This is a genomic window from Microlunatus sp. GCM10028923, from assembly GCF_042666975.1.
Taxonomy (GTDB): domain Bacteria; phylum Actinomycetota; class Actinomycetes; order Propionibacteriales; family Propionibacteriaceae; genus Microlunatus.
In genome coordinates, this window is sequence record NZ_JBHTFF010000001.1 from 161,264 (window position 1) to 178,036 (window position 16,773).

The 16,773-nt window shown below is 70.0% G+C and carries 15 protein-coding genes; 8 read left to right on the forward strand and 7 right to left on the reverse strand.

Annotated elements, in window-relative coordinates; genetic code table 11:
* The first annotated feature begins 2 nt into the window (after positions 1-2).
* The 6 genes from ACFQU4_RS00790 to ACFQU4_RS00815 all read left to right on the forward strand — a co-directional run bounded on the left by ACFQU4_RS00790 (position 3) and on the right by ACFQU4_RS00815 (position 4,703).
* A complete protein-coding gene (locus ACFQU4_RS00790; RefSeq protein WP_377485683.1) occupies positions 3-755 on the forward strand; it encodes an SDR family NAD(P)-dependent oxidoreductase in 753 nt (250 codons plus the stop codon).
* Positions 752-1,936 carry a hypothetical protein gene (locus ACFQU4_RS00795; RefSeq protein WP_377485685.1) on the forward strand — a complete coding sequence of 395 codons (1,185 nt, stop codon included), beginning with the start codon at positions 752-754 and terminating at the stop codon, positions 1,934-1,936. The genes ACFQU4_RS00790 and ACFQU4_RS00795 overlap by 4 nt, the downstream gene beginning before the upstream one ends.
* Positions 1,937-1,958: 22 nt before the next feature.
* The gene (locus ACFQU4_RS00800) at positions 1,959-2,408 is read left to right on the forward strand and encodes a hypothetical protein (RefSeq protein WP_377485687.1); all 450 of its coding nucleotides are present in this window, start codon (positions 1,959-1,961) and stop codon (positions 2,406-2,408) included.
* Between the two features lie 5 nt (positions 2,409-2,413).
* Positions 2,414-4,048: an extracellular solute-binding protein gene (locus ACFQU4_RS00805; RefSeq protein ID WP_377485689.1), complete on the forward strand. Its 1,635-nt coding sequence runs from the start codon at positions 2,414-2,416 to the stop codon at positions 4,046-4,048.
* 78 nt (positions 4,049-4,126) lie between these two features.
* A complete protein-coding gene (locus ACFQU4_RS00810; RefSeq protein ID WP_377485691.1) occupies positions 4,127-4,366 on the forward strand; it encodes a hypothetical protein in 240 nt (79 codons plus the stop codon).
* Positions 4,359-4,703 carry a type II toxin-antitoxin system PemK/MazF family toxin gene (locus ACFQU4_RS00815; RefSeq protein WP_377485693.1) on the forward strand — a complete coding sequence of 115 codons (345 nt, stop codon included), beginning with the start codon at positions 4,359-4,361 and terminating at the stop codon, positions 4,701-4,703. The genes ACFQU4_RS00810 and ACFQU4_RS00815 overlap by 8 nt, the downstream gene beginning before the upstream one ends.
* A gap of 7 nt (positions 4,704-4,710) precedes the next feature.
* Here ACFQU4_RS00815 and ACFQU4_RS00820 read toward each other — a convergent pair whose 3' ends face one another.
* Genes ACFQU4_RS00820 through ACFQU4_RS00830 form a run of 3 tightly spaced genes read right to left on the reverse strand, consistent with a single transcriptional unit; the run spans position 4,711 to position 7,897 of the window.
* On the reverse strand, positions 4,711-6,321 hold the full coding sequence (locus tag ACFQU4_RS00820; protein ID WP_377485695.1) for an ABC transporter permease: 1,611 nt from the start codon (positions 6,319-6,321) through the stop codon (positions 4,711-4,713).
* The gene (locus tag ACFQU4_RS00825; RefSeq protein ID WP_377485697.1) at positions 6,318-7,244 is read right to left on the reverse strand and encodes an ATP-binding cassette domain-containing protein; all 927 of its coding nucleotides are present in this window, start codon (positions 7,242-7,244) and stop codon (positions 6,318-6,320) included. The genes ACFQU4_RS00820 and ACFQU4_RS00825 overlap by 4 nt, the downstream gene beginning before the upstream one ends.
* Complete coding sequence (locus ACFQU4_RS00830; RefSeq protein ID WP_377485699.1) at positions 7,241-7,897, reverse strand: TetR/AcrR family transcriptional regulator; 657 nt, start codon at positions 7,895-7,897, stop codon at positions 7,241-7,243. Before ACFQU4_RS00830 ends, ACFQU4_RS00825 begins: the two co-directional genes overlap by 4 nt.
* 351 nt (positions 7,898-8,248) lie before the next feature.
* Here ACFQU4_RS00830 and ACFQU4_RS00835 point away from each other — a divergent pair, with 351 nt between their 5' ends.
* Positions 8,249-9,994: an inositol monophosphatase family protein gene (locus ACFQU4_RS00835; protein ID WP_377485701.1), complete on the forward strand. Its 1,746-nt coding sequence runs from the start codon at positions 8,249-8,251 to the stop codon at positions 9,992-9,994.
* A 116-nt stretch (positions 9,995-10,110) separates the two neighbouring features.
* Here the strand turns inward: ACFQU4_RS00835 and ACFQU4_RS00840 are convergent, their stop codons facing one another.
* From ACFQU4_RS00840 to ACFQU4_RS00855, 4 genes are all read right to left on the reverse strand, one after another.
* Positions 10,111-10,878, reverse strand: a complete 768-nt coding sequence (locus ACFQU4_RS00840) for a putative ABC transporter permease (protein ID WP_377485703.1) — start codon at positions 10,876-10,878, stop codon at positions 10,111-10,113.
* A gap of 1,224 nt (positions 10,879-12,102) precedes the next feature.
* A complete protein-coding gene (locus ACFQU4_RS00845) occupies positions 12,103-13,137 on the reverse strand; it encodes a dihydrodipicolinate synthase family protein (RefSeq protein ID WP_377485705.1) in 1,035 nt (344 codons plus the stop codon).
* Positions 13,137-14,153 (reverse strand): NAD-dependent epimerase/dehydratase family protein, encoded by a 1,017-nt coding sequence (locus tag ACFQU4_RS00850; protein ID WP_377485707.1) that lies wholly within the window; start codon positions 14,151-14,153, stop codon positions 13,137-13,139. The genes ACFQU4_RS00845 and ACFQU4_RS00850 overlap by 1 nt, the downstream gene beginning before the upstream one ends.
* Before the next feature lie 12 nt (positions 14,154-14,165).
* Entirely contained in the window at positions 14,166-15,410 is a 1,245-nt protein-coding gene (locus tag ACFQU4_RS00855; protein ID WP_377485709.1) for a DegT/DnrJ/EryC1/StrS family aminotransferase, read from the reverse strand.
* Positions 15,411-15,541: 131 nt separating this feature from the next.
* On the opposite strand from ACFQU4_RS00855, the gene ACFQU4_RS00860 reads away from it, so the two are divergent.
* On the forward strand, positions 15,542-16,768 hold the full coding sequence (locus ACFQU4_RS00860; protein ID WP_377485711.1) for a DegT/DnrJ/EryC1/StrS family aminotransferase: 1,227 nt from the start codon (positions 15,542-15,544) through the stop codon (positions 16,766-16,768).
* The last annotated feature ends 5 nt before the right edge of the window (positions 16,769-16,773 follow it).

Genomic DNA, 16,773 nt, shown 5'->3' on the forward strand with positions numbered 1-16,773 from the left:
CCATGGCGAGGTTCCGCGATCGGGTCGTGATCATCACCGGCGGCGGTTCGGGAATCGGCGCCACGATGGCGGAGTTGTTCGCGGCCGAGGGCGCTTCCGTGTTCGTCTTCGACCGCACCGCCGCGGTCGCGGAACACCCGGCCGGCCGGGTCGTCGACGTCACCGACCGGGCCGCGGTCCGGGCCGCCGTGGCGGAGATCGAAGCCGAGCAGAACCGGATCGACGTCTTGATCAACAACGCCGCGGTCGCGGGCGACACCCCGTTCCTGGAGCTGACCGAGGAACAGTGGGACGCCGAGGTGGCGGTCACCCTCAAGGGCAGCTTCCTCTGCAGCCAGGCGGTGCTGCCCGGGATGATCACCCGCGGCGCCGGGAGCATCGTCAACATCGGCTCGGTCAACGGTTCGCAGTATCTCGGCAACGAGGCCTACAGCGCGGCCAAGTCCGGGCTGCTCAGCCTGACCCGCAGCCTGGCCGTCCGGTACGGGCCGGACGGTGTTCGCTGCAACGCGATCCTGCCGGGCACGATCCGGACACCGATCTGGGACGACCGGCTGGCCGCCGAGCCGGACCGGCTGGAGAAGGTGTCCCGCTGGTATCCGCTCGGCCGGGTGGGGGCACCCGAGGACGTGGCCCGGGCGGCCCTGTTCCTGGCGTCCGACGACGCCGCCTGGATCACCGGGGTGGCGCTGCCGGTGGACGGCGGCCTGCTGGCCGGGAACCTGCCGATGACCCGGGAGGTCGTTTCGGAATGATCATGGACCCGGACTGCTGGGACGATGATCAACTTCACGCGGAGGCCGCCCGCCGTGGCGCGGCGGGCGCGAGGGCACGGGAGCTGCCGGTCGACTACTACCGGATCGGCTACCGGCTGAGCTGTCCGCTGCCGCTCGACTCCCGGCCGCAGGACTTCCCGGCACCGATTCCGGGCATCCCGATCTACCCGTGGCTGGTCTGGATCGGCTGGGGCCTGGAGGAGCGCTGGGCCGCCCTGCACAACGCCGGCGCCGCCGAGACCGTCCTGCGGGAACTGACCGGGCTGGCCGGCTGGTCGACCTTCGTCGACGACAGTGATCAGGCGGGCTTGATCACCGCCTCGGTCGCGCTCTGGCTGACCCGCGGGCTGGCCGCCGCGAACGGTCAGGCCCGAGCCGAGCTGGCCCGGACTGCCGACCGCCTGATCACCGACTCGCTGCTGCCGCGGTACCGGCGGGAACGGGCCGAGCCGCCGGCGGACGACCTGCGCCGGCTGCAGAACATCCGGCTGATCCCGCTCTTCACGGCGGGCCGGCTGGCCGCCGAACTTGATCACCCGGCGCTGCCGGAGCTCCGTGAGCTGGCCGACCAGGCCGTGTCGCTGTGGGTACGGCTCCGTCGCGACGCCGGCTACACGGAGGGCGTCGGCTACGACGGCTACCTGATCGAACACCTGCTGGAGTGGCTGGCGGTCACCCCCGATGCGGCGGCGACCGAGGAGATCCGGAGCGCCGCCCTCGGCTGGCCGGCGACGACCGTGCCCGGCCGGCCCGACCTGCAGGTGCCGCTCGGCGACGTCGAGCCCGAGATGACGCAGTGGCTTACCGTGATCGCCGCGGTGGCGGCCACCGAGCCCGGACTCGCGGACTGGTGCCGTACGGTGCCGCTGCGGGCGTTTCCGTCGGCCGCGTTGACCCGGATGCTGGCCTGGCCCGAGCCTGACGACGGTCCGGCGCTCCCGGTCACCGGGGTCCGGCAACCGGGTGCGGTGGCGCTGCGGACGGCCGGTCCGGGAACGACCGGCGAGGTGCTGGCCGCGGTGGCCACGCCCCGGGTCGAGGTCGGCCATCTCCATCACGACGCTGGCCAGCTGGTCCTCGGCTGGCGCCGGCCGGACCTGGATCTCCGATCCCGGCTATCAGCAGTACCGGTCCGGTGCGGAGCGGGACTTCACTCTTGATCATGGAGCGCACAACGCTCCGGTGATCGACGGCGCCGGCCAGACCCGGCGGGGCGCCGTGCTGACCGCGTGGTCGGCGACCGAGGCGGTCGTCGACCTCGGCGGCTGCTATCCGGAGCTGACCGGGCCGCTGCACCGGGCGGTCCGGCTGGACGGGGCCACGGTGCTGGTCCGGGACGTCCTCGCCGGCGCCACCGAGGTGATCACGCACTGGCTGGCTCCGGGCGACCTGCACTGGCAGTTCGTCGACGGCTGGGCCCGGCTCTCCGGTGATGATCAAGAAGAGGCGGTGTGGTTCGGCTGTTCGAGCACGGACCTGTCGCCCCGCTGGCTCGGCCGGCACCCGGGCAGCCGCGGCCAGCTCACGCTGACCGTACCGACGACGACGGAGACGACCGACTGGGTGTTCGTCCTGGATCCGTCGGCCGGTTGGCAACCCCCATCGAAAACGATCTTGGAGAAGCGATCATGAGCAAGGTGAGCAGAACCCTTGGCCGACGCGGTTTCCTGACCGGCGTCTCACTCGGCGCCGCCGCCACCGGCTTCGCCCTGGCCGGCTGTTCGAGCCCGTCCTCGGGCGGCCCGGGCGGCGGTACGAACGCGGAGGCGGTCCCGCCGCCGACCCGGATCCCGTACACGGGCGTGAAGGCGGACCTGCCCGAGGGCGACGGCGGCATCCCGGCCGGCTACTTCGCGTACCCCAAGGAGCCGGTCAAGCGGGACGGCTTCCCGCTGTCGCTGTCGGCGCCGGTGACCACGCTGTTGCAGTCCGATCAGGTGATCGCGCAGCGCGGCCAGAACTCCTGGTGGCAGGCGATCGAGAAGCAGTCCGGGGTCACGGTGGAGATCAACACCGTGACGTCGACCGACTACCAGGCGAAGTTCCAGACCACCATCGCCGGCGGCCAGATCCCCGACCTGTGCCAGGTGATCAACGTGCCGGGCATGCCAGGGATGCTGGAGAAGTACTTCGCCGACCTCTCCGATCACCTGTCCGGGGACAAGATCAAGGACTATCCGGTGCTGGCGTCGATCCCGACGCTCGCCTGGCAGGTGCCGATGCAGAACGGGCGGATCTGGGGCATCCCGCAGCCCCGGCCGCACGGCGGCCAGATCGCCAGCTACCGCAGCGATCTCTTCGAGTCGTTCGGGATCTCCGAGCCGCCGGACCTGTCCGACGGGCAGGACTTCCTCGACCTGTGCCGGCAGCTGACCGACCCGAAGCGGTCGAAGTTCGCGATGGGTGCGCACCCGGCCGACTGGATGCTGCAGTCGATGCTGGAGATGATGGGCGGCCCGAACAACTGGTCCGAGGAGGGCGGCGCGTTCGCCCACGAATACGAGTCGCCGATCATGAAGGACGCGCTGTCCGAGACCGGCAAGATGTATCAGGAGGGCCTGATCCATCCGGACGGCGTCGCGAACCCGTCGCAGAACTGGCCCTGGTGGATGGGTGGCACCACGTCGATCTACCTGCAGGACTTCTCCCAGTGGATGCGCTACGGGCGGCTCTATCCGCAGTGGCGGATCAACGTGCTGACGCTGCCCCAGTGGAGCGGCGGCGGTGCGGCGCAGAAGCACCTCGGCAATCCGGCCTACGGGGCCTGGTGCGGGATCAAGGCCGACTCCGAGGACCGGGTCAAGGAACTGCTGACGTTCGTCGACTACGTGGCGTCGCCGTTCGGCACCGCGGAGTACCTCACGGTGAACTTCGGCGCCGAGGGGACCGATCACACGCTGAGGGAGACCGACCCGATCCTCACCGAGTCGGCGTCGATCAACTCCCCGCAGGGCCTGCACTACTGCGGCTCGCAGCAGTACGGATCCCTTTACATGCCAGGGGATCCGGACCGGGTGAAGGCCATGCACGCGTACGCGACCAAGATCCTCAAGGACGGGGTGCTGAACGCCGCCCTCGGTCTCTACTCGGAGGAGAGCGTGACCAAGGGCGCCGCCGCGACGGCCCGGATGAAGGACGCCCAGACGGAGATCATCGTCGGACGCAAGCCCGTGTCCGGCTGGGACGACGCGGTCAAGCAGTGGAAGAGCGAGACCGGCGACGCCCAGCGCAAGGAACTCGAGGAGGGCTTCCAGAAGAGGGGACCGCGCTGACGATCGAACTGGCTGAGGTAGTCTGAAACGTCATATCAGTGGTATGACTCGCTGGGACCCTGATGGTATCCTGGCCGCATGTCCGAGATGACCACGATCAAGGTGCCCAAGGACTTGCGTGAGACCGTGATGCGGTCCGCCCGAGCCGAGGGGCTGACGGCGGCTGAGTTCTTGCGGCGCGTGACCGACGAGCATGCCCGGACGCAGCGGTTCGCAGCGGTTCGGCAGGCCTATGGCGGCGGTGGTCGGGACAGCGACTACGACGAGGTCACGGAGGTGTGGGATCAAGCCGCGGACGATGGCCTAGCCGATGCGTGAGTTGCGCCGGGGCGACGTGGTGTGGGTCGATTTCAGCCCGACTCGTGGCCGCGAACAGTTCGGCCAGCGACCAGCGGTCATCGTCGCATCGAACGACTATCTGGAGTCTGTGCCCGACCTCGCGATCGCCCTCCCCGTCTCGACCAAGGACCGTGGCTGGCCCCACCATGTGCGGCTGACAGGCTCCGGTCTGCGTCTGCGCAAGGCCGGTTGGGCGCTCACGGAACAGCCACGAGCCATCAGTCGAGACCGGGTGAGCCGGACGGCCGGCCGGATCGACGCGGATTGCCTGCATGAGATCGATCAGTGGCTGCGAGACTTCCTCGGCCTCTACTGACCGTGGTTCAGCCGACCGGGAGATCGCGGCGGCGCAGGGCGGCCAGGCCGGTCATGATCAACACCAGCGACGCGCCGACCATGATCAGCAGCGGTAGCGGGGTGAAGGTCCCGCCGGGCAGCTCCGGGACGTACTCGAACACGGAGAGCCGGGCGACCCAGTGCCCCGGCGCGAGCTCGCCGGTGATCCAGCCGAAGAACAGGCTGACCGCGGCGAGGGCGTACGTGATCGCGGCCAGTCGCGGCCGCCAGCCGAACAGGGCGAACGCGATCGCGGTGAACAGCCAGACCAGCGGCAGGTAGACCAGCGCGCCGGGGAGCACCCGGGCCAGGTCGGCGCCGAGGTTCCCGGTGATCAGGCCGAGGCCGAGGCCGTGGAACAGCCCGCCCGCGACGATGCCGACGGTCCCGTTGACCAGCGCCAGCAGCAGGTGGCCGGTGGCCCAGCGGAGCCGGTCGACGGGGCCGGCGAGCAGGAGTTCGGCGCGGCCGTCGCGTTCCTCGACCCGCAGCCGCAGCACCGCGTTCACGGCGCTGCAGGCACCGACGACGCCGGCCATCATCATCATGCCGACGACGTACTGGTCGATCACGTTGCCCGGTCCGCCGATCCGGGCGACGGCCTGACGGCCCGCCTCGGTGCGGTCGAGCAGCTCGGAGATGCTGAGCCCGACCACGCCGGTCAGCAGCCCGACCAGGGCGAAGCCGGCGGCCCAGCTGGCCAGCCCGCCGCGATGCAGCCGCAAGGCCAACGCGAACGGTGAGGCCAGGGAGCCGGCGGCGGTGGCGGGACCGGGCCGGGGCCGGACCACGCCGCTGCCGAGATCACGCCGGCCGGACACCCACAGCGAGCCTGCGACGACCAGTCCGATGATCACCGCGACGACGGCGGCCACCCACCAACGCTCACCGCTGAACGGGTGCAACTGCCCGGCCCAGGAGATCGGGGAGGCCCAGGACAGCCAGCCGAAGCCGCCGCCGGTCTGGGCGCTGACGTCGCCGACGCCCCGGATCAGGAAGGCCGCGGAGATGATCATGACGCCGATCAGCCGGGCGGTGCCGGCCTCGGTGGTGAGCTGGGCGACCAGTCCGCCGATCGCGGCGAACGTGCAGCCGACCAGTCCCAGTCCGAGGCCGTACGCCAGCGAACCGGCGACCGGCAGGCCGGCCAGCGCTAGGGCCAGCGTCGAGCCGAGGCCCAGCAGCAGGCTCACTGCGCCGTACTCGATCATGGCTGCGGCCAGCGCGGCGTGCCGGCCGACCCGGGTCGCGGCGACCAGCTCGCGGCGCCCGGCGGCCTCCTCGGACCGGGTGTGCCGCATGATCAACAAGAGCACCAGGACGGCGACGACCACCGGCAGGAAGCCGGCCCGCCAGGTGACCAGTTCGCCGAGGCTCGAGCCGCGCAGCACCCCGTACGTGACGGAGAAGGCGGCGTTGTGCAGGCTGGTCTCGGCGTAGGCCTGGCGAGCCTCGGCGGTCGGCGCGGCGGCCGTGAACGCCGCCACGAAGACGAGTTGCACCAGGCCGGGGAAGACGATGATCCCGGGCAGGAACCAGCGGTCGCGGCGCAGGAACAGCCGCAGCATCGCCCCGGTGCCGGTGAAGGTGCCGTTCACCGGGCACCGGACCCGGTCGGCACCCGCTCGGCCCGGGCGGACGACTCGTAGTGGCGGAGGAAGAGCTGCTCCAGCGTCGGCGGCTGACTGATCAGCCCACGGACGCCGGCCGCCACCAGCAGCCCGAGCGCCGCCTCCAGCTGCTCGGGATCGACATCGAACCTGATCTTGGTCCCGTCCGCCTCGAGGTCGTGCACACCAGGCAGCGTCGCGAGCGCCGGCGCCGGCCCGGTCAGCTCGGCCTGGATCGTGGTCCGGGTCAGGTGCCGCAACTGATCCAGGGTGCCGGACTCGACGGTCCGGCCGTCCCGGATGATCGTCACCCGGTCACAGAGCGCCTCGACCTCGGACAGGATGTGACTGGACAGCAGGACCGTCGCCCCGGACTTCTGGTGGATCTCGGCCACGACGTCGCGGAAGACGGCCTCCATCAACGGATCGAGGCCGGAGGTCGGCTCGTCCAAGATCAACAATTCGGCGTCGGCGGACAGCGCGGCGATCAGCGCGACCTTCTGCCGGTTGCCCTTGGAGTAGGTACGGCTGCGCTTGCGCGGGTCCAGCTCGAATCGCTCGATCAGCTCGTCCCGGCGGCGCCGGTCCTGGCCGCCGCGGAGCCGGGCCAGCAGGTCGATCACCTCCCCGCCGGTGAGGTTGGGCCACAGCGTGACATCGCCCGGCACGTAGCTCAACCGCCGGTGCAGTTCGGTCGCCTCGGTCCAGGGATCCCCGCCCAGCAAGGAGATCCGGCCGTCGTCGGGCCTGATCATGCCGAGCAGGATGCGGAGGGTGGTGGTCTTGCCGGCCCCGTTCGGGCCCAGGAAGCCGTGCACCTCGCCGGTGGTGACGCTGAGGTCGAACCGGTCCAGGGCCCGGTTGGCGCCGAAGTTCTTGATCAACCCGGACACCGTGATGGCGTCGGTCATCGAGTTCTCCTTGGGAGTGGTTGGTCGTTCGGGCCGGCCGCCATGGCGTCGAGCGCGGTGTGGATGCGCTCGGCCTCGGGCCGGCTCAGGATGGGATGCGAGTAGAGGTCGACCAGCGAGCGCATCAACAGCAGCTCGCCTTCCGGGGTCTCCGGGTCGACGCCGAAGCCGCGTTCGAGGTGCGGCCGCAGCAGGGTCACCGAGAGGCTCATCGCGGTCAGCAGCGCCGCTCGAGCCGTCGCAGGGGTGCGCGGCGGGTCCGGGTCGGCCGCGTCGGTCGCAGCCAGCCACTCGGTCGAAAGGGCAGCCATGTGATCGAAGATCGCACTGGGCCCGCCGTCGGTCAGGCTGCGGACCAGGTAGTTCTGGTAGCGGCGCAGCTCGGCCGCGGGATTGATCGGGCCGGCTGCCGGGAAGGCGTGCGCCTGCTCGTTCAGCCGCCCGATGATCTTGGTCAGGTGATCATCACAGGCCTCCCGCAGGGCCTGCTTGGAGCCGTAGTGGTGTCGCACCAGTCCCGACGAAACCCCTGCTGCCGTAGCGATCCCGCGGATCGTCGCCCGGTCGAACCCGAGTTCGCCGAACTGCTGGATCGCGGCCTCCCTGATCCGCGCGCGGGCGGTCAGATCATCCGGGTCGGAAACGTTCGTCATCACTACCTCCAGGAAGAGCGTACTACTCACGTGCATCATTTACTACACATGTGTGTAGCGACACGTTTTCGGGAGTCGACGAGCGGCGCGGGGCGGATCAGGGGGAGCGGAACCCGGCCACGGGTTCGACCCTCGCGGCCCACTGGCCGCCCGAGTCGTACCAGGGGTTGGATCGAGCTGCCAAGCCGTGCCCGGGCCCAGCCTGTCGGGCCATGCCGTTAGCGGAGGTTCAGTTAGAACGCCGCGGAGCCTGAACCTTCCACGGGGCGGGACGCCGCGAACCCGGAGGCGCCGGCGCGGCTAGGTTCGATCACGGGCGTCGTCGGCAGCCCGCAGAGGAGGTGGCTTGCGATGTCAGCAATCGGTTCGGAGGTCGTGTCCGCACTGGGCTTGGACGAAGCGGAGGCCGAGCCGGTCATCGGCGGCCGGGTCAATAAGGTCTGGCGGGCCTACCGTGACGGTGTCCCGGTCGCCCTGCGCCAGTCGCCGTCGTTCAGGTTGCTGCCCGAGGTGGCTTACGAGTGCGAGTTGCTGGCGACCCTCGTCGACACGGGCGCGCCGGTCGCAGCCGTGGTCGCCGGTCCGACTTCGGTGAACGGCTCAGTCTGGGTCGCCTTCGACTGGGTCCGTGGCGCGCATCCTGAAGTCCCGGTCGCGGACCCGGCGTCCTACGGGCGGCTGCTCGCCGAGCTGCATGAGCACACGGCGAAGCAGCTGGATCAGCTCGGGCAGCGGCCCGGCTGGGGCCGACTGGACGAGTTTCTCACCCTGCCGCGACCGGGTGGCGGCAGCACGATGGCGGAGGTCCTGCCAGACTTCGAGCGGGCCTTCGGCCGCGCCGGAGCGTGGCTGCGGCGACAGGCGGAGGAGGTGGCCGCGCGGCTGTCCGCAGCATCGATCGCGTCGTACCCGCAGGTCATCGCCCATGGCGACTTCGCCCCAGGCCAAGTGCTGTTCCGCGAGGACCAGGTCGGCGCGGTAGTCGACTGGGACTTTGCACACCTGGACCTCCGGCTGGCCGACCTCGCGATTGCCGCATCCATGGCGCGGCCCACCGTGGCCCGAGCGGCCAGCTTCGTCCGCGGCTACCTCGACGTCGCTGGGACTGACCTCGGCGACCTCGACCTGCTGGCGGACCTGCGCTGCGCGTTCCACCTGAACAACCTCGGCAATCACCTCTGCGCTCGCTGGGCCAATGGCGCCGACATCACGGCTCAGGTGGCGACGATCACCGAACGCCTGGAACGTGACCAATGGTTCGGACCCACTCTGGTCGCGGCGGCGAAGGAGGCGGCGGGTTTGACTTCGTCGCGCGCGGTCGCGGCTCCGGTCACCCGACAGTCGTCCGATCTCGAGCTGGCGCAGGAACTTGCCGATCGGGCTGCGGTCGTGGCCCGCCACTACTTCGAGCGTGGAGTCACCACCGAGACCAAGGATGACGCCAGCCCGGTCACCGAGGCTGATCGCGCGGTGGAGCGGCTGCTGCGCCACGCGCTGGCCGAGCTGCGGCCGGACGACGGCATTCTCGGAGAGGAACTCGGCGCCCAAGTCACCGGGACCCGGACGTGGATTCTCGACCCGATTGACGGCACCGGCGCGTTCGCCAGGGGCAACCCGAATTGGCGGATCCAGATCGCCCTCGACATCGACGGTGAACTCAGCGTGGCCGTCGTCGACGCGCCGGCCCTGGGCGTGCGCTGGTGGGCTTCGGCCGGATCTGGGACGTACGAGCGCAGGACTGGCGAGCCGACCCGGCGACTACGGGTGTCCGAGACGGCGGCGCTCGACGGCGCGCTTGTCGCCCCTCACCCTGCGCCGGTCGTGAACCGTTTGCCGGCCGGTACGCTACGGCCGGCTCCGACTCCGCTGCCGCTCGTCGAGCTCGTCCGCGGTGAGATCGACGCCTTCTTCGTCGACTGTTGTCATCCGTGGGATCACGCACCCTGGATCCTGCTGATCCGGGAGGCCGGCGGCTCGTTCACCGATCACCGCGGCGGATCATCGCCCGACCACCACGGCGGCCTCTACAGCAATCGGCGGATCCACCAAGCTCTGCTCGCCGCATTGCAACCGCCGCTGACGCCCGGCCCGAGCTAGGTGGGCCCGGCCAAAGACGTTGGCAGCGGCTTCGCGAGTGTTCGTGTTCCCCGGCCAGTGCGACGGCGTACCGCTCGGGCCGAGGGTGCGTTCAGTCGGTTGCGGAGCCGACCCGGTCAGCGGACCAGGCGCTCCCGAACCCGTCGCGGGGCCCTCAGCCCGACCTCGATCTGGCGCGGTTGCAGCTCGGTCAGCCGGCAGTACTCGGTGACCAGGCTCATCCGCGGGAATGTGTTGATGATCAACTGGTCCGGGGCGAGCCGGTCCAGCAGCGCGGCAGCGCGCCCGTGCCCGGGGTGGAACGCCGCCGTACCGCCGACGTCGGCGGCACGGAGTTCGGACACCTTGCGCTTCAGTCGGTCGAACGCGAACAGGGTGATCATGATCGAGAACACGGTGGGCACCATGATCACGATCAGCACGATCTCACCGATCGAGCGGTTGATCGCCTCCACGATCCGGTACGTCCAGACGTCGATCACGTAGATCAGCAACAGCGAGAGCAGGCCCCAGTAGATCGAGTAGCGCAGGCAGATCCGGCCATGCAGGTTCAGCGGCTCCTTGCTGTAGTCCCAGAAGACCGTGTGGAAGGCCTTCTCCATGACGAGACTCGCGACATACTCCAGGGCGCTGCCGACCAGCATCCCGACGAAGAACAAGATCAACGGCTCGTGCACGTACGGCAGCAAGAAGAGCGTGATCAACACGCCGCCGATCCCGTAGATCGGGCTGAGCGGGAGGTAGAGCAGCCCGCGCCGGGATTCGATCACGCCGTCCTGCGCGATCGCGTACAGCATCTCGACGATGACGCCGAGCACGCTGAAGATGAAGAAGAACCACAGGATCACGTACAGCTCAGCCCCGAGAATCGTCAGCGTGAACATGGCTCGAACCCTAGCCATCCGCCGCCCGGCCACCCCCGCGACTCGCGCGGCGCCCGGCACGCGTCCCTGACCTGGTCGACGGGCACCGTCAGCTGTCGCGAAAGCGCTTGAACTGGACCGCTGGAGGCCAGTTCAACGTTGAACCTGTCGAGTTGAAGAGCTTTGACGACAGCCGGACGCTCCAAGGCGGGTTCAGGCAGCGAGTGGCACGGGATTGCATCTCAACGCCTCCACCAGCCCCGATTTCGGGACTTTCGGGTCGTCGAAATGCAATCCAGTGCCACTTGCGCGGTCCAAGACCGGACGGAGAGTGGGGCGGTCTCGGTAGCGGCGGCACCCGGAGCGGTGTGGGATCTACTGGTTGCGCTGGAGGTCGACTCGGTGCCAGGGCGTCAGTCCGAGGCGAGGCCTGGCCAGTTCAAGATCGTTCCGCCGCCCCTGGGACCGTGCGGGTTCGTCGCCCGCCGCTCGTCGGGCCGTCTCATTTGTCGGGTCGCCCTGTTCGTCGGGTCACCTGTTCGTCGAGCAGTCTCTCGCGCCGCGCCGCGCCGTGCGCCGCCCGCCCGTTTCGCCGCCCCGGCCCGGTCGCCGAGTCGTTGGGTTCGTCGGACCGGCTCGTTCGTCGGGTCGCCCTGTTCATCGGGTCACCTGTTCGTCGAGCAGTCTCGCCGCGCCGCGCCGTGCGCGGGTCCGCCCGTTCGCCGCCCGCCCGTTCGCCGCCCCGGCCCGTTCGCCGAGTCGTGGGGTTCGTCGGACCGTCTCGTTCGTCGGGTCGCCTCGATCGCCGAGCCAGCTCGTCCGTCGGGTCGCCCGTGCGCCGCCCCGGCCTGGTCGCCGAGTCGTGGGGTTCGTCGGACCGTCTCGTTCGTCGGGTCGTCTCGATCGCCGAGCCGGCTCGTTCGTCGGGTCGCCCGTGCGCCGACCCGCCCATTCCGAGTCGTGCGGTTCGTCGGACGGTCTCGTTCGTCGCGCCGCCCCGGTCGCCGAGCCGTCTCTTTCACGGGCCCGTCTCTTTCACGGGCCCGCCCTTTCACGGGCCCGCCCTTTCACGGGCCCGCCCCTTTCACCGACCCGCCTTCGGCCCACCGCCCCCTTCGCCGACAGGGCACCTCTGCAGCGACACGCCGCAAAAACGGCTGCTTTTGTGCCCAGTCGGCGGGGTTGGTGGGGGTCGGCGGGGGTCGGCGGGGTCAGGGCTCCGTGGGGGCGGGGCGCCTTGGCGGGTCAGGCGAGCCAGGTGTCCAGGTGCTCGGCGACGAAGGCGTCGTCGCGCAGCTGGGGGTAGGCGGCCCAGATGCGGTCGATCTCCTCGAGCTGGCCGGGGCTCAGGACCTCGCCGGGCTCCAGGCACCAGAGGCCCTGCAGCAGGCCCTGGCGGCGGAGGATCTCGTGGATTCCGGGGAGGCAGCCGTGGAACTGGTTCGCGGCATCGAAGATCGCGGCGTTGGCGTCGGTCAGCGGGCCGTCGACGGCGAGCACCCGGTTCAGGGCCTCGGTGTCGCCGGCCTTGGCCAGCTTGCTGTCCTCGAGCAGCTTGACCGCCTCGGCCGTCCAGAGCGACCACTGGCCGAGCAGGCCGCCGATGAACTCCAGTCGCCGCCCACCGGGCAGCGGGAAGTTCATCAGCAGGTCGCCGGCGATGTGATCGTCGTTGCCGGTGTAGAGCGCGATGTCCAGGGCGCGATCGGACTCGGCGATGCCGGTCAGCACGTCCAGGGTGGCGTACCGGTCGAACGGGGCGATCTTGATACCGACCAGGTTCTCGATCTCCGCCATCCCGGTCCAGAACCGGCGCGGCAGCGGCCGGCCGCCGACGCTGGGCTGCAGGTAGAAGCCGATCAACGGCAGCACCTCGGACACGGCCCGGGCCCGTTCCAGCAACTGGTCCAGATCAAGATCACCGGCGCCGTACGGGGCCAGCAGCACCGCGTCGTAGCCGAGCTCGGCGGCCAGCTGGGTCTCGGCGACGGCCTGCTCGGTCGGGCCACAGGCGCCGGCGACCAGGACCGCGTCCTCGTCGCCGGACTCCTTGACCACGTCCGCGGCGAGCGACAGCACCGGCTTGAGCAGGTGGTTGTGCTCGAAGTGGATCCCGAACTGGGTGCTGTGCACGCCGACCGCGATGCCGCCGGCGCCCGCCGCCAGGTAGTAGCGGGACAGGGCACGCTGCCGCCGCTCGTCCAGGTCCAGGTTCTCGGTCAGCGCCAACGGCTGGGCCGGGATCACGGTCCCGGCGGCGAATCGATCAAGGGCACTCATCAGAACTTCCCGTCCCTCGTCTCGAAGTGCGTCGGCTTGCCCAGCATCGCGCCGCCCGCGGCGACCCAGTCCGCGGTCCACTCGATCACTTGATCAAGAGGAACGTTCGGGTAGCCGAACAGGCGGTGGCACTTGGTCGCGTCCGAGAGCAGTGCGGTGTCGGCCTCGCTGCCGGTGTAGGTCACCTCGACGCCCATCCGGGCGGCCAGCTTCGCTGCCGCACGGCGGATCGAGAGGGTCTCCGGGCCGGTCAGGTTGAGGACGAACGGCGACGTGTCGGCGTGGTGCAGCGAACGGAGGATGACCTCGTTGCAGTAGCCCTGCCAGACCACGTTGGCGAACCCGGTGGTCAGGTCGATCGACTCGCCGTTCTTGATCTTGGTGGCGAGATCGACCAGCACGCCGTACTGCAGCTCCACCGCGTAGTTCAACCTGATCAAGGCGAGCTTGGTCTGGTTGGTCTTGGCGAAGTGGGTCAGGATCCGTTCCCGGCCGAGGCACGACATCGCGTAGTCCCCGACCGGCCCGACCGGGTCGTCCTCGGCGCTGCCGCCCGAGGTGACGGGGGACAGCGGGTACACGTTGCCGGTGGACAGGGCGACGATCTTGGCCGCCTTGTACCGCTCGGCGACCCGGCCGGGCAGGTAGGTGTTGGTCGCCCAGGTCGCGGATTCGTTGCCCTGGGTACCGAACTTGGCGCCGACCAGGAAGATCACGTTCTCCGCGTCGGGGAGCGTGGCCAGCGCCTGGTCGTCGGTGATGTCGGCGCGGATCACTCCGGCGCCGGCGCGTTCCAGCCGGTCGGCGAGCTCGCCGCGGCTGAACCGGGACACGGCATGCACCTTGGCCCCGGTGCCCGCCGCGGCGATCCCGCGGCAGGCGAGTTCGATCAAGCTCGGACCGAGCTTTCCTGCGGCGCCGAGGACGACGATGTCACCCCGCAGACGGCTGAGATCGGCGACGAGATCATCGCCGGGTTCACTCAGCGTGTGGTCGAGATCGGCAAGGGTCTTCACGCAACATCCCTTTCAGTTGGCGGTTTTCAGCGCAGCACCGGAGCCGACGACCTTGGTGATGGCGTCGGCGACGGCATGGATCTGCTCGGTGCTGCCGAGCATGATCGTTTGCGGGAACCAGATGGTGTCGGTGCAGACCAGGTCGGAGACCGGGCAGTCGGCCTGCGGGTACGGCTGCCCGAGGCGCTCCGCCAACGCGGTCGACTCGGCGAGCAGGGCTTCGTTGCGGTGCAGCGGCACGTAGCCGCCGGAGGCGCCGACGACGCCCTCCGCGTTCAGGGCCTTCGCGGCCGCGTCGCGCAGGCCGGCCTTGCCGAGCTCGGGTACCCGGAACATGAACAGGTGCCGGCCGTGGGCCGTCATCTCGGCGGGCTCGCGGTCCACCTCGACGCCGTCGACGTCGGCCAGCAGCTGGGTGAGCAGCTTGGCGTTCTCGTCGCGGACCTTCTGCTGTTCCGGCAGCCGGGACAACTGGCCGCGGAGCAGCGCGCCCTGGAACTCGGTCAGCCGGAGGTTGTACCCGACCGACGCGTGCTCGTACCAGCCGCCGCCGCGGACCCGGCCGACGTTCACCAGGGAGTAGACCGCGGAGGCGAGCCGCTCGTCGTCGGTGAGGACGATGCCGCCCTCGCCGGCGGTGATGTTCTTGCTGCTCTGGAAGCTGAACGTGCCGAGATGGCCGATCGCGCCGACCGGCCGGCCGCGCCAGGCGGCGCCGGTCGCCTGCGCGGCGTCCTCGATCAGGGTCAGGCCGCGGGTCTCCGCGATGTGGTTCAGCGCGTCGAGGTTGGCCACCGAGCCGGCCAGGTGGACCGCGATGATCGCCTTGGTCCGCGGGGTGATGGCCCGCTCGACGGAGGCCGGATCGATCAGGTGGGTGTCCGGCTCGACATCGGCGAAGGTCGGCACGGCGCCGACGAACAGGGCGGCCGAGGCGGTGGCGATGAAGGTGTACGGCGGCACGATCACCTCGTCGCCGACCCCGACCCCGGCGGCCCGCAGCGCGGCCGCGATGGCCAGCGTGCCGTTGGTCAGGGCGACGCCGTACTTCGCGCCGTGGGCGGCGGCGAATTCCGACTCGAAGGTCGAGACGATCTCGCCGTGCGTGCTGCCCCACTTGCCGGACTCGAGCACGCCGAGCAGAGCCTGGGCGTCGGCTTCGGAATGTTGCGGCCAGGACGGGAACGGGGGCAGACCCTCGAGTGCGGGGCGCCCACCCTCAACGGCCAAACCCTTGTCGGCACTGGTGCTGGTCACGTCGTCACCTCTCTGAGACTTGCAGCTGGTGCGTCTCGACTCTCGATCCGGTGGCCTCGAGTAGTTTCGGCGCGCAGTATTTTGCATTAGATTAGCGCCTAAATTACCAAGCGTCGAGGTAGGACTCAGCGATGACCACCACAGAACCCTCCGGCCCGATCCGTACCACGCCCTTTCCGACGGTGAACGACCTGTCCGGTCGTCGGATCGGCGCAGAGGAACTCGAGGCCGTCACCCGCGTGATCAACAGCGGTCAATTGAACAGTACGGTCGGCGGCGAGACGCGGGCCTGGGAGCAGGAGTTCGGCGCGTACTGCGGGGTGGAGCACGTCGTGGCCTGCTCCTCCGGTACGTCAGCGCTGCACCTCGCCGTCGCGGCGGTGAACCCGGGGCCGGGCGACGAGATCATCACCACCGGCCTGTCCGACGCCGGCACGGTGCTGCCGATCGTCATGCAGAACGCCATCCCGGTGTTCGCCGATGTCGATCAGCACACCGGCATCCTCGATCCCGCATCGGTCGAGGCGGCGATCACCGAACGGACCAAGGCGATCATCGTCGTGCACCTGTTCGGCGTCCCCGCGCCGGTCGAGGAACTGCGGGAGATCGCGGACCGGCACGGCGTGATCTTGATCGAGGACTGCGCGCAGGCGTACGGCACGCTCACCGCGTCCGGCGCCCGGGCCGGCACCGTCGGGCACCTGGGCTGCTTCAGCCTGCAGCAGTCCAAGCACATCACGGCCGGCGACGGCGGCATGGTGATCAGCAAGAACGAGCCGGACCTGGTCCGCCGGGCCCGGCTGTTCGCCGACAAGGCCTGGCCGCGCGACACCAACGAGCGGACCCATCTGTTCCTCAGCCTGAACTACCGGATGACCGAGCTGCAGGCCGCGGTCGCCCGGGCCCAGCTGCCGAAGCTGGACGGGATCGTCAAGGACCGCAGGGATCGGGCGCACCAGCTGACCGAGGCGATCGCCGACCTGCCCGGCCTGCGCGCCGCGCCGGTGGACGGATCCAGCTACTGGCAGTTCCCGCTCTTCATCGATCCGGAGCAGGCGGGCGGCGACGGTCACGTGTACGCGAAGGCGCTGGCGGAGCAGGGGGTCGCGGCCGGCCCGGGCTACATCCAGCGGCCGCTCTACCTCAACCCGGTGCTCAGCGAGGCGAAGACGTACGGCGACTCGGGATACCCACTGACCGAGGTTCATGATCGTTATGTCCGCGGCCTTTGCCCGGTCACCGAGTCCTTGATCGACGGACGGCTGCTGGTGATCGGCTGGAACGAGAACTACACCGCCGCCGACGTCGACGACATCGCCGCCGCCCTGCGCCTGGCCAGCAAGCAGATCGCCGGCTGAGGAGT

Bases quoted from the DNA above. Each gene is read 5' to 3' on its own strand.
- ACFQU4_RS00790 (WP_377485683.1), top strand. From the start codon at position 3: ATGGCGAGGTTCCGCGATCGGGTCGTGATCATCACCGGCGGCGGTTCG.
- ACFQU4_RS00795 (WP_377485685.1), top strand. From the start codon at position 752: ATGATCATGGACCCGGACTGCTGGGACGATGATCAACTTCACGCGGAG.
- ACFQU4_RS00810 (WP_377485691.1), top strand. From the start codon at position 4,127: ATGTCCGAGATGACCACGATCAAGGTGCCCAAGGACTTGCGTGAGACC.
- ACFQU4_RS00815 (WP_377485693.1), top strand. From the start codon at position 4,359: ATGCGTGAGTTGCGCCGGGGCGACGTGGTGTGGGTCGATTTCAGCCCG.
- ACFQU4_RS00825 (WP_377485697.1), bottom strand. From the start codon at position 7,244: ATGACCGACGCCATCACGGTGTCCGGGTTGATCAAGAACTTCGGCGCC.
- ACFQU4_RS00830 (WP_377485699.1), bottom strand. From the start codon at position 7,897: ATGACGAACGTTTCCGACCCGGATGATCTGACCGCCCGCGCGCGGATC.
- ACFQU4_RS00835 (WP_377485701.1), top strand. From the start codon at position 8,249: ATGTCAGCAATCGGTTCGGAGGTCGTGTCCGCACTGGGCTTGGACGAA.
- ACFQU4_RS00840 (WP_377485703.1), bottom strand. From the start codon at position 10,878: ATGTTCACGCTGACGATTCTCGGGGCTGAGCTGTACGTGATCCTGTGG.
- ACFQU4_RS00845 (WP_377485705.1), bottom strand. From the start codon at position 13,137: ATGAGTGCCCTTGATCGATTCGCCGCCGGGACCGTGATCCCGGCCCAG.
- ACFQU4_RS00860 (WP_377485711.1), top strand. From the start codon at position 15,542: ATGACCACCACAGAACCCTCCGGCCCGATCCGTACCACGCCCTTTCCG.